16 protein-coding genes are annotated in these 10,290 nt (G+C 40.7%); 4 read left to right on the top strand and 12 right to left on the bottom strand.

The genetic code is table 11. The features are described 5' to 3' along the window. Nucleotides 1–1,176: 1,176 nt before the first annotated feature. The 11 genes from C4E06_RS21140 to C4E06_RS21195 all read right to left on the bottom strand — a co-directional run bounded on the left by C4E06_RS21140 (nt 1,177) and on the right by C4E06_RS21195 (nt 7,876). Nucleotides 1,177–1,431, bottom strand: a complete 255-nt coding sequence (locus C4E06_RS21140; protein ID WP_107670399.1) for a hypothetical protein — start codon at nt 1,429–1,431, stop codon at nt 1,177–1,179. Between the two features lie 71 nt (nt 1,432–1,502). After that, the gene (locus C4E06_RS21145; RefSeq protein ID WP_107670400.1) at nt 1,503–1,715 is read right to left on the bottom strand and encodes a hypothetical protein; all 213 of its coding nucleotides are present in this window, start codon (nt 1,713–1,715) and stop codon (nt 1,503–1,505) included. 260 nt (nt 1,716–1,975) lie between these two features. Next, the gene (locus tag C4E06_RS21150; RefSeq protein WP_107670401.1) at nt 1,976–2,182 is read right to left on the bottom strand and encodes a hypothetical protein; all 207 of its coding nucleotides are present in this window, start codon (nt 2,180–2,182) and stop codon (nt 1,976–1,978) included. A 112-nt stretch (nt 2,183–2,294) separates the two neighbouring features. Beyond that, nucleotides 2,295–3,338, bottom strand: a complete 1,044-nt coding sequence (locus C4E06_RS21155; protein WP_107670402.1) for a ribonucleotide-diphosphate reductase subunit beta — start codon at nt 3,336–3,338, stop codon at nt 2,295–2,297. 36 nt (nt 3,339–3,374) lie between these two features. After that, entirely contained in the window at nt 3,375–3,785 is a 411-nt protein-coding gene (locus C4E06_RS21160) for a hypothetical protein (RefSeq protein WP_107670403.1), read from the bottom strand. A 129-nt stretch (nt 3,786–3,914) separates the two neighbouring features. Next, complete coding sequence (locus C4E06_RS21165; RefSeq protein ID WP_107670404.1) at nt 3,915–4,820, bottom strand: phosphoadenosine phosphosulfate reductase family protein; 906 nt, start codon at nt 4,818–4,820, stop codon at nt 3,915–3,917. Between the two features lie 451 nt (nt 4,821–5,271). After that, the gene (locus C4E06_RS21170) at nt 5,272–5,475 is read right to left on the bottom strand and encodes a hypothetical protein (protein ID WP_107670405.1); all 204 of its coding nucleotides are present in this window, start codon (nt 5,473–5,475) and stop codon (nt 5,272–5,274) included. 19 nt (nt 5,476–5,494) lie between these two features. Further along, nucleotides 5,495–5,785 carry a hypothetical protein gene (locus C4E06_RS21175; RefSeq protein WP_107670406.1) on the bottom strand — a complete coding sequence of 97 codons (291 nt, stop codon included), beginning with the start codon at nt 5,783–5,785 and terminating at the stop codon, nt 5,495–5,497. 89 nt (nt 5,786–5,874) lie between these two features. Continuing rightward, on the bottom strand, nt 5,875–6,447 hold the full coding sequence (locus C4E06_RS21180) for a hypothetical protein (RefSeq protein ID WP_107670407.1): 573 nt from the start codon (nt 6,445–6,447) through the stop codon (nt 5,875–5,877). Nucleotides 6,448–6,511: 64 nt separating this feature from the next. Next, complete coding sequence (locus C4E06_RS21185) at nt 6,512–6,988, bottom strand: hypothetical protein (RefSeq protein WP_198648914.1); 477 nt, start codon at nt 6,986–6,988, stop codon at nt 6,512–6,514. A 645-nt stretch (nt 6,989–7,633) separates the two neighbouring features. Beyond that, nucleotides 7,634–7,876 (bottom strand): hypothetical protein, encoded by a 243-nt coding sequence (locus tag C4E06_RS21195; RefSeq protein ID WP_198648915.1) that lies wholly within the window; start codon nt 7,874–7,876, stop codon nt 7,634–7,636. Nucleotides 7,877–7,948: 72 nt separating this feature from the next. Between C4E06_RS21195 and C4E06_RS21200 the strand changes: the two genes are divergently transcribed. The 4 genes from C4E06_RS21200 (at nt 7,949) to C4E06_RS21215 (ending at nt 9,680) form a co-directional block, all read left to right on the top strand. Then, complete coding sequence (locus tag C4E06_RS21200) at nt 7,949–8,758, top strand: Rpn family recombination-promoting nuclease/putative transposase (protein WP_107670411.1); 810 nt, start codon at nt 7,949–7,951, stop codon at nt 8,756–8,758. Between the two features lie 188 nt (nt 8,759–8,946). Beyond that, entirely contained in the window at nt 8,947–9,180 is a 234-nt protein-coding gene (locus C4E06_RS21205) for a hypothetical protein (protein WP_107670412.1), read from the top strand. A 63-nt stretch (nt 9,181–9,243) separates the two neighbouring features. Further along, the gene (locus C4E06_RS21210; RefSeq protein ID WP_107670413.1) at nt 9,244–9,459 is read left to right on the top strand and encodes a type II toxin-antitoxin system HicB family antitoxin; all 216 of its coding nucleotides are present in this window, start codon (nt 9,244–9,246) and stop codon (nt 9,457–9,459) included. After that, nucleotides 9,456–9,680 carry a type II toxin-antitoxin system HicA family toxin gene (locus C4E06_RS21215; RefSeq protein WP_107670414.1) on the top strand — a complete coding sequence of 75 codons (225 nt, stop codon included), beginning with the start codon at nt 9,456–9,458 and terminating at the stop codon, nt 9,678–9,680. Before C4E06_RS21210 ends, C4E06_RS21215 begins: the two co-directional genes overlap by 4 nt. A gap of 255 nt (nt 9,681–9,935) precedes the next feature. Here C4E06_RS21215 and C4E06_RS28320 read toward each other — a convergent pair whose 3' ends face one another. Then, nucleotides 9,936–10,136: a hypothetical protein gene (locus tag C4E06_RS28320; protein ID WP_198648916.1), complete on the bottom strand. Its 201-nt coding sequence runs from the start codon at nt 10,134–10,136 to the stop codon at nt 9,936–9,938. Between the last annotated feature and the right edge of the window lie 154 nt (nt 10,137–10,290).

Consider the following 10,290-nt stretch of genomic DNA (forward strand, 5'->3'; position numbering starts at 1 on the left):
TCTTGAATCAGACGGATGTAAAATTCTTTTTCTCGCTGACTATTCTCCTCATCTAATTCTCTCAATTTCTCGTATTGACTTACTTTGTTCTACTTACTATTAGGGTGTAAACATCTTCATTCTAAGCGCTAGCCTAAAGCCCGAAGTTTACCCGCAGCAACCACGATTTTATATAAGAAAAAATAGTCACTGCTGCGGAAGGTTATAATCCTTATACAGACTAGAATAGAGCTTTGTTCATAATGCCCTAAACTTTGCTGAATTTTCGTGCTGAAATTTGACCTTGATTTGGCAAAAAAATAGAGGGAAGCATTGGACTTGGCTTCCCTAAGCAGATGCTCTGAGCTACCTCTCCTACGTTTAGCATTCCCTTGGTCTTCGGTTCCCAGTTCGGAGCATTCTGAAAACTACAATCGGCAAAGGTAAGGGATGATGTTTGTCTAGAATACATCCTCCGAAAAAGCTCTAGCGGTCTTTATTAAGTTTTCGTGTTGGAGGATAACTAGATTGACTTGAGTACCGCTAAATGTCCGCCCGCAGCAACCACGTTTATTTATAAGAAAAATAGCTACTGCTGCGGAAGGTTAGAATCCTTTTCCAGACTGAAATAGAGGCTTGTTCATTATGCCCTGAACTTAGCCGTTTTTTTCGTGCTTGATTTCGATACCGATTCGGTAAAAAAAAAGAGAAGACATAGCTTCTCATTTCTAAAAGAATATCTCTTTATTATTCGTCTTCGTTGTGAGTTTCGGTGTCTAGGATGTTGAACCCAAGCATTTGACCTTGAAAGGTTCTATGCTTAGTTCGCGCCGCCGACCACTCGTTCCAAATCATTTTCAGTTCTAGCGGTATATCTTCCTGGATCAAACGGTCGAAGAATTTTTCTTCTAGACGATTGCACTCACTGACTAAATCTCGAAGTTTTTCGTAGTTGCTCATGTGCGTTATGGTTTTGAATACCATCCTCAGATGCGCTAGCGGAAAATCGATTATCATCCGCAGCAACCACGTTAATTTATAAGAAAAATAGTAGTTGCTGCGGAAGGCTATAATCCATACCCAGACTGAGACACAAGCTTGTTCATTATGCCCTAAACTTAGCTATTTTTTCGTGCTTGATTTCGTCGATGATTCGGTAAAAAAAAACCTAGCGTTTGCTAGGATAAGGTTATTGGATTAAGCATTGCCGATTTCAGTTGCAGTTGTGTGGGGGGCATTCTCGGTACTGTACACCCATGTATATCGATGAAAGAATATTTTCCTAATCGCTTCATCGGGAGACGAGGCGATCACAACGGTACTCATTGAATTGAATGGTTTATCTTCAAAATAGATGGGTTTGGTCATTAAATAACGTAAAGCACTCATGTATTTTCGGGATATAATTTCGCCCAGAGGTTGGTAACGTTCGGGTATGGGAGTTTCATTCATATTTTCAATTTAAGCCACGATTTTGTTTTCATCGTCAATAAACGCTAGTTTAAAGTAAATTAGTAGTACATCTATTCGTACTCTTTGTGAGTTTCAGTGTCTATGATGTCGAACCCTAGCAACCTTCCTTGAAGTTTTCTATGTTCAGTCCGTGCGGTAGCCCACTCGTTCCAAATGAGTTTCAGTTCTAGAGGTACGTCTTCTTGAATTAGACGGTTAAAGAATTTTTCCTCTAGGCGATTGCACTCACCGACTAAATCTCGAAGTTTTTCGTAGTTGTTCATTTGTGCTGTAGGTTTGGAACATCATATTTAATTGCGCTAGCGGAAAATCGATTATCGTCCGCAGCAACCACTATTTTCTATAAGAAAAATAGCTATTGCTGCGGATGCTTACGATCTTTATGCAGAGTGGAATAGAGCGCGGTTTATTATACGCTAACCTAAGCGGTATTTTCGTGTGTGATTTCCACGATGATTGGGTAAAAAAAGAGAAGACTCAGCTTCTCAGAAACGTACTTTTTATCGTTGGGGACAGGCTATTCTTAATCTCTTTGTTTCATAACCATAGCGAAATTATCATCGAGAAACATAAAATCTCCTGCTTTCGCTCGTCTTGTCCAGGCGGAAATTTTTTCCTTCTCTTCATCACTTGATGCTCGTTTAAGTAAAGATTGTCTAGTTTCTCCAGACCAAGCGAGTTTTCCGGTACTTGTAGGAAATAAGTAGGCAAAGTTGTAATTGGTACTCATAATCTTTTTAAGGTAGGATTCTTTAAGTAACGAGCGCTAGCGGATTAAGATCCGCAGCAACCTCTATTATCTATAAGAAATATTGGACTTGCTGCGGAAGCCTCTAAGCCAGTCATACTCTGAGTTTCTCCCATCCTTTTACGGCAGTAGGTTGGGCGTAACCTGTGACCTCTGTTTCAAAGAAAGCAGCCTTTGATTTCCCGATTCCTTTGAAGTCAGCCCAGTCTAAATGAGCATAAGGATTCTCTACTTCGGGGTAAATGGCAGAAATGCCGATCGCTTTTAGGCGTAAGTTAGCTAAATACTTCGTATAAGCTTCGGTACTCGCTTCGCTAACCCCTAGAATTTGCCCATCGAAGATGTGGTTAGTCCACTCAATCTCCCGTTCAACCGTTGTATGGAATAACTCTGTGATTTCATCCTCAGAATAGGAGAACTTTGTCTTAGCCTCTGTGATGAGCTTTTTGTACAAGCTCACATGGGTTAGTTCGTCCATGTTTATCTGCTTGATGAGCTTGGCACATCCTGCAAGCCGTTGACTGGATGCCAGATTGTAGAAGAACAGAAAACCTTGATAGAACAACAAGCCTTCTAGGAGATAGTCTCCAATCAGAGCCATGTAATAGTTTTCTCCGGTGGGGTTATTAGCAAGGTTTTGGTAATACCCGGCGATAAATTCACATCTCTCATGGAGTAAAAGATCCTGCTTCCAGAAGTCATAGACTTCGTGTTGTTCATTCTCTGGGATTATGCTCTCAGTAATGTACTGATAAGTCTCCCCGTGCATCGCTTCTTGCGATGTTTGCTCGGCAAGGCACATTCTGGCTTCGGGCGCTGTGATATATCGACTCAGTTCGGGGATGTTTGCGACTTGTACCGAGTCTAGGAAATTGAGATAACTTAAAATACCTTTCAATGCCCTACGTTCACCTGGAATCAGGTTGGCGTAGTCTAATTTATCTTGGGACAGGTCGGTTCGCTGAGGTACCCAGAAGGATTCCCTCATAGTTTGGTAAATTGTTCGTGCCCATCCGTAACGGGTTTCATTGAGATTGATGACATTGGTGGTATTACCACCCCAGAGGTGTCTATTTTCTTTGTTGTCCTTTCCAGAGGGGTTGAAGATTGGACTTAGTTTTAGTTCGGTGAAGGTCATTGGTGATCCTGGTTAATTTACTATTTCTGAGAAGTGTTAGCGTTGCTCTGTTATCTCCGATTGTGCTTTTTCAATCCAAGCAACAATCTTGCCGATCGCCTTCTCAGGTGTGCCCGTGTACTTTCTGAACTTTGTAGGAATTTTGTAGGATTTGCTGTTGATTTCGACGCTGACCTTTTCACCTTCTTGGTAGTACCGTTTCCCTTTTTGGGGATGGATACTAACTATGAAGTACAGCGAGTTCTCGAAAATCCCATTTGACCACTCGGCTCGGTCATCAAAACTTGCTTTCAGGTGAATTGACGACATTAAGTTGTCATCACATTTCAAAGAAGAAAACGGCAGAGGTGGCAGCGATTCACGAAGACTATCTGCGATCGCTTGCATCTTGGGCTTGACACCGTTGATGTCGGGGCGGTCTACGTCATGGATAACTTCTCTAGGCATTTGTTTACAGTCCTTTACTCGTTTGGCAATTTATTCCCCCTAACGAGCGCTAGCGATACAAAAGTAAGGTTCAGAAGTTGACGCTCTGCCGTTAAGCTGATGCTGTAACGGGAGATTCTGAATGAAGAATTACTTATTGGTAAGCGAAAGTAAGGATCTGTTGTGCTGAAATGTCCAACCCGACTCCTTTTCAAGTTCTACCAGTTCGCTATAGACCTCTTCATTATAAGCGATCGCATTGGTCAAATCGTTGACATCAGCAAGTACGCAGAACGCGCAGGACAAACGATGGTTTCCGTGACCCAAAACATAGGCAGGATGGGCGGGCCATCCCTCGATGGCATCCTCATCGGGAAGACCTCTGCGGCGATGCCATTCTTCGGTGGAAGTGCCACATTGGTTCCAAACTTTATCTAGGCTCCAGTCTTGAATTGGTAGCCAATTGAGGGATAACCGTGATTTTCCGTTATACTGCTTTATGGCTTCTTTAAACGGTAAATCCTTGTACTTAGTCGAAATAATTGTTTTCCGATAACTGAGACGAGTTTTCTTGGCTCTATTGGGCGATTCTTCTGCCCTTAGTCCTATAGCGACGACAGATAACGGATAACGACGAAGGTACTTGTCGATAGGAGCTACTTTCAGGTCACTGGTACAGTACCGGGCTGATGCCGACGACCAGAAGGGTTTTGTGTTACCTTGGGCTTTCAGCGTTTGATATCGCTGTCGCCAGTGATTAATCATGTCGCCTTTCTCCCTGCGAACAACCACCAGCGGTATATTATGATTTTCGGCGTGGGACTGAACGACAGTAGCCGTCTGAGTCCATTCAATCCGACCTAAATCTGCATGAACGGCAAAGACTTGACAGCACCATCCTCGGCGTTTTCGTTGTTCTGTCAGCCAGCTAAGCATTGCTTGACTGTCTTTCCCCCCAGATATGCTAATGGCTAAAACGCAGTCTTCTCGACTTAATAGAGCGTCTACGATATTTGGTATTTCTGGATCTTGGAATAAACTTAATTGATAGGGCATTTTTAAAATGGTAAACAGCCCCGCAATAAACGCTAGTTTATTCTCCGCAGCAGTGACTATTACTTATAAGAAAAATAGTCATTGCTGCGGATGGGTAAAACCCAGGTCGGATAACGGTTACAGAGTATAGTCGATGTCTCTGTTTATTCGAGCATCTATGTCTCCATTAAAGGAAAGTCGGTTTTCGCATTCAGCGAGGTTCTGGCAGAAATAGACATCGTTGCTGTATCCTTCTACTTGACTATGAACATCCTCAATTAGTGTCGGAAAGGGCGATTATAATGAAGTTTTTGAGATTGATTGTTGGCATACGTAGTTGCTCCTTAAAGGATGGCTATCAGGAAATGCGCTAGCACTAAGCCCATTTTCGTCGTAGTAATTAGTCAGGAAAAAAGTCTACGAATCGTAGACTCAAAATAAAAAGGACAAGCTGTAGCCTGTCCCTCGCTGTTTACTGTTTTGGCTTAGTCGCGTAATCAGCGATGCTCCCTCGGTAGAATATTTTCTGATACTCTATAAATGCCCTAGGGTGATATCGTTTTATCTGTGTCATATCGCATGGATCAATAAACGCAGGGGGGTCGAATAAAGCGGCGATAACTGCTTCAATTGAAGCATTTTGCCAGTCGTGATCTTGCCATAACCTATGGGGCATGAAATTAACTCCTTTTTTCCTAAAAGCGATCGCATGAAATGACTTCGTTCTTACTAAGTTCAAAATCACCAGTTAGTTTCGATATTTCTTTGGCTTTGACATTGAATATCTTCTCGCCACATTGAAGTTTCAATGAACCGTTTTCCTCTAATGTTTCCAGCGATAATTCCGATAGAGAAAATATTTGGTCAGGATACTGTTCGATATTTACGAGTACCATTGTTTGGTCTTTAGCCAAGTTACTTAAAATAAGCCAGCCAAAGCCAAAGAACATGAATAAAGTCGGTACTAAGCAGCCTTGGTTGTTCATGACTTTTTCTCCTCAAATTGCTTGTAGTTTATTCTCTAAAGACAGAGGCTCTAACCTTCTCAGGTAAAGCCTCTGGTAGCTAAGCTAGCTTAGACAAATACGCTGCTACCACCGCTTTGAACTTGGGTCAGATAGTCGGTTACTCCTAGGAGTTGGATCTGGGATGCCCCATTATCAATCACTAAGCCGAAGTCTGTCTGGATTTGAGAAGCCTGATTATTTCCTAATACCCAGAGACTATCTTCGTTGTCGGTGAAGTCGGTGATTACAACATCGGCGTAAAAGACTCGGAATTGGTCGCTGCCAGTACCGCCAGTCAATACTGCATCGGTGAACATCGTGGTCAGTTGGTCGTTACCATCGCCTCCGTAGAGAACAGACTGAACAGGACTATCATCAGGAGCAGAATAAGTGGTGAGGATATCGTCACCATCTCGACCTAGAATCCAGGAACCTTCTTGTCCCGATAAGATGTCTTTGGCATTGCTACCACCTAAGTAGGAGAAACGACCTGCGTTAGGAACGCGCGTTTGAACCCCGACATTGGCGTTTCCGAACTCGTAGTAGCTCGTCAGCCCTCTGGCATCAACTTCAATCGTATCCCAAGTACCTAAAACTGGGGTAAACACACCTTCATTGAGGCTTGTAATTTGTAAATTCATATTGGTTAGTAGGTTGTTTCACAATGAGAGAATTTCTCAAAATAAATGGCGCTAGCCCTACAACCTAAAATCCCAAATAGTTACCCTCCACGAAAGGCATAGGCTCGAATCGATCAAGAATTAATGCCTCAGTTTTTTCTGTTTTTATGACTAACCCCTGGTCGCTGAGTATTTGCCATGCATTAGGGTCTCCAATAGAAATGCGATCGCCTTGAGCAAAGTCAGTCACCATAATGTTCATGCCAACAGCGAAAAATATGTCATTGCCTTGGCCTCCGCTAAAAACACAGGAAGGAACAACGGTTTTGGCCGTGGAGAGTGCTTTTATTGTGTCGTTCCCATCTCCACCGAGAATAATGCACCTATCGGCTTCGTTGCCCGAAACTTGCAATGTATCATCTCCGCCATTACCGATGAGTAAGGCTCCACTATCTGCGAGGAAGAAATCTTTTTTAGGACTCCCAATAATCGTTGAATTAGGGCCAGCCTGTCTGACGATAGAACCGACCTCGAATGTGGCTTCGGATAAATTAAGTCGCAACGTGTTTTTATTCCCATCGATATAGGCTGCGACGTAACTTTCTGTGATTACGACGTAGGCATTTTCTTCATTTATTTCTAGGATTAAGCGATCGTCCATAAAGTTTACTTTGACTTTAACAAAAAAATAGCACCGTGAAGGTGCTTATGTTACTGGCTAGGTTTTTCGTTTTAATCGAAGAAGAGCCACTTTCGTTGGAAAAGTGAGAGTAAACTGAAATTCTGGATAGCTTTGGCTTAATAACAATGTAATTTGCGCCCTATTATTTTGGAGCTTGGATGAGTCAGAATTAGGTAAGTTGACAGTTGCCTGGATAATATTTTGGTCCTTTATTTGTTTTTCAACCTTGCACCAATCTGAGTAGTTAAAGCCGTGATCTACCATAATTTTACTAACAGCATTGAGTTGAGAGGCTACTGGATTGTCGAAGTAAAGCAAGTAGGCAGTTAACATAGTCGAGGCTAAAATGCCACCAAGGAGTATAAAGTCGAACCATAAAAGGGTGTAATCAAATATTGCCTTGGTAATAACTCCGATAAGAAGAGTTATTATCGCTCCTATCCAAAAAGAGAGGATAGTTGGTATTAAGTATCTCATAAGCGTTACTGAGTAAAATTCTGCAATAATATCGCGCTAGCTTCGAGCTTAGTCCTCGTAAACCCACAGGGGCTTTATTTCTGCTACCGTTGCCGTGACAATTTCTTGGAATTCTTCTTCGTTGGTTATCGAGGCTCGTTTTAGTTTTGCTCTGATTTCTGAACGGATTTCTTTGAGAAGATAGTCTGATATGTGAGGCAGGTCAATTCCTGCCAATTCTATGTGTTCTTTGCTAAGACTTTTGCCAGTGAAGTGCATATTAACTGAAGGTTGATTGGTCGTTTCAGTCAAGATGCGCTAGCATTGTGAAAAAAAAAAGAGACTAGCAAGTGCTTGTCTCGATAAGCTATAAAAAGGATATCAATGTATGATTCGATTTGTAAATTTATTGCTGCTCAATTCCCTGAAGATATGGCAAGATGGTTATTAGGAAAACCCATTCCTTTAACTGAATTAAAGCCATCAGAATTATCTTTAGAACCAATTCGGGCTGATAGTTTAATCTTTTTGCAGTCAGAGGAGTTAATTTTACATATTGAGTTCCAAACTAATCCTGATAAGGACATTCCCTTTAGAATGTTAGATTATCGGATCAGAGGTTATCGTCTCTATCCTCAAAAAGAGATGATTCAAGTGGTGATTTATTTAAAAGAAAACCGTTCAAAATTAGCTCGACAAGCGGTTTTTACATTAAGTAAAACACGCCATGAATTTGAGGTTATTCGTTTATGGGAAGTTCCTTCAGATATTTTATTACAGTCTAAGGGATTATTACCCTTTGCGGTGTTAAGTCAAAGCGAAAATAGAGAGAGTATTCTCAGACAAATTAGCGAACAAATTGATGAGGTTTCTGATAGGAGAGAAAAAAGTAATATTGCTGCTTCCACTTCTATCTTAGCTGGTTTAGTATTAAGTAAGGACATCATTAAACGTTTACTTAGAGATGACATCATGAAAGAATCTGTTATTTATCAAGAGATTGAAGAACAAGGAAAGCAAAAAGGAGAAGCTAACCTAGTTATACGTCTTCTTAATCATCGTTTTGGTCAAATTCCTGATGATTTATTGCCTAAAATTCGAGGGTTATCTGTTGAACAATTAGAAAATTTAGGAGAAGCTTTGCTAGACTTTCAAAGTGAAGAAGATTTAACGCAATGGTTCTCTAATCTCTAGAAAAATTAAAGCTGTAATCAATCATCAATCTGCTAATAGAATCAATTTGAGAGGCTACTGGATTATCAAAATAAACAAGGTAGCCAGTCCAGAGCATGGAGCCTATAAATCCAGTAAGTAAGGGGAAATTGAAGAAACCAACCAACGGAAATAAATTAACCTTCGTTTAATTTCACTGACTAAAAATCATGACTACTCAAGAACAAATAAACCAACAACTTAATCACCTAAACCAAGAACAACTTAACCAAGTTGCTGATTTCATTACTTTTCTAAAATTCAGAGAAAATTTAACTAAACCTCTAAAGAATATAGATAATATAGCCAAACTTTATCAAGAATTTGCTGAAGAAGACCGTCAACTTGCCGAAGAAGGAATCAATGAATATGCTGACTTATTAACCCAAGAACAGCAACTATGAATTATATGGGGTGAATGAGGAGGAGATTGCTATAATTGAACAATCAACTGAGAGATAAAAAATATGACCCAACAATTTAATGTTATTATTGAAAAAGATTCTGATGGTTACTTAGTCGCATCCGTTCCCAGTTTAAAAGGATGTCATACCCAAGCCAAAAGCTATGATGAATTAATCGAACGAATTCAAGAAGCGATAGAACTTTGTTTAGAAATGGAAAACGAAGAATTTGAACCTTTAGAATTTGTGGGTGTGCAAAGAGTAACCATCAAACAATGAGTAATATTCCAGCAGTTACAGGAAAAAAAATGATTTCAGCCTTAAAAAAAGCAGAATTTACCGTTGCTAGAATTAAGGGAAGTCATCACTTTTTAATTCATTTCGATGGTAGAAGAACAGTCATTCCTGTTCACGGTAAAGAAACCATTGGTAAAGGATTATTTGCTCAAATTTTACGAGATTGTGAATTAACTGTTGATGAATTTATTAATTTATTATAGAGAGAAACAGATGAGATTATGTACAAATTATATGGGTTAAGTGAGAAAGACATTAGTATTATAAAAGAAAAAAAAGAGCTACCCCTCGAAGGAGTAGCGTATTATTTCTAGTTGCCAGTAATCTGTATCGGCATGACTAACCCAAAGGTATTATATTCCTCGGAGGGCGATATGAACACAGGACCTGGTTGATCGCCTGTTGTTTCCGTGATTTGCATAGTGACAGTATCTCCGGGCATTGCTTTGAGGCACTGTTTATCGATGCCCATCTGTCGCTGCGAATTCTACCGTGTTTTCTTCGTCGGTATCGAAGTTTAGACAGACACCGCATAAAATAGCCTTGGCCATCTCGGTAGCTGCAGCGTATTTTGTTTCTTCAACTGCTTGGATTAGGTCATCAGCTTCTATGGAGACTTGTTCAATTTCTTCTTCTGTCAGGGAGTCAATCCAAGGCATTTCTTCGATATCCCCTTTAGCAAATTTTGCCTCCTTCCCTTTTTGACTTTTCAAGTGAAGATATTCTTCATCAGCGGACAGGGGTAATCGCTACCTCGTCCTTAAGGCTATTAAGTAAGGTGAGGAAATCTTTGCAATTCACCGCCACTTCGCC

This window comes from Cyanothece sp. BG0011 (assembly GCF_003013815.1).
Lineage (GTDB): Bacteria > Cyanobacteriota > Cyanobacteriia > Cyanobacteriales > Microcystaceae > Crocosphaera.

Bases quoted from the DNA above. Each gene is read 5' to 3' on its own strand.
- C4E06_RS28320 (WP_198648916.1), bottom strand. From the start codon at position 10,136: ATGCCTTGGATTGACTCCCTGACAGAAGAAGAAATTGAACAAGTCTCC.
- C4E06_RS21145 (WP_107670400.1), bottom strand. From the start codon at position 1,715: ATGAACAACTACGAAAAACTTCGAGATTTAGTCGGTGAGTGCAATCGC.
- C4E06_RS21140 (WP_107670399.1), bottom strand. From the start codon at position 1,431: ATGAATGAAACTCCCATACCCGAACGTTACCAACCTCTGGGCGAAATT.
- C4E06_RS21170 (WP_107670405.1), bottom strand. From the start codon at position 5,475: ATGCCCCATAGGTTATGGCAAGATCACGACTGGCAAAATGCTTCAATT.
- C4E06_RS21165 (WP_107670404.1), bottom strand. From the start codon at position 4,820: ATGCCCTATCAATTAAGTTTATTCCAAGATCCAGAAATACCAAATATC.
- C4E06_RS21215 (WP_107670414.1), top strand. From the start codon at position 9,456: ATGAGTAATATTCCAGCAGTTACAGGAAAAAAAATGATTTCAGCCTTA.
- C4E06_RS21205 (WP_107670412.1), top strand. From the start codon at position 8,947: ATGACTACTCAAGAACAAATAAACCAACAACTTAATCACCTAAACCAA.
- C4E06_RS21155 (WP_107670402.1), bottom strand. From the start codon at position 3,338: ATGACCTTCACCGAACTAAAACTAAGTCCAATCTTCAACCCCTCTGGA.
- C4E06_RS21150 (WP_107670401.1), bottom strand. From the start codon at position 2,182: ATGAGTACCAATTACAACTTTGCCTACTTATTTCCTACAAGTACCGGA.
- C4E06_RS21200 (WP_107670411.1), top strand. From the start codon at position 7,949: ATGTATGATTCGATTTGTAAATTTATTGCTGCTCAATTCCCTGAAGAT.
- C4E06_RS21210 (WP_107670413.1), top strand. From the start codon at position 9,244: ATGACCCAACAATTTAATGTTATTATTGAAAAAGATTCTGATGGTTAC.
- C4E06_RS21175 (WP_107670406.1), bottom strand. From the start codon at position 5,785: ATGAACAACCAAGGCTGCTTAGTACCGACTTTATTCATGTTCTTTGGC.
- C4E06_RS21160 (WP_107670403.1), bottom strand. From the start codon at position 3,785: ATGCCTAGAGAAGTTATCCATGACGTAGACCGCCCCGACATCAACGGT.
- C4E06_RS21180 (WP_107670407.1), bottom strand. From the start codon at position 6,447: ATGAATTTACAAATTACAAGCCTCAATGAAGGTGTGTTTACCCCAGTT.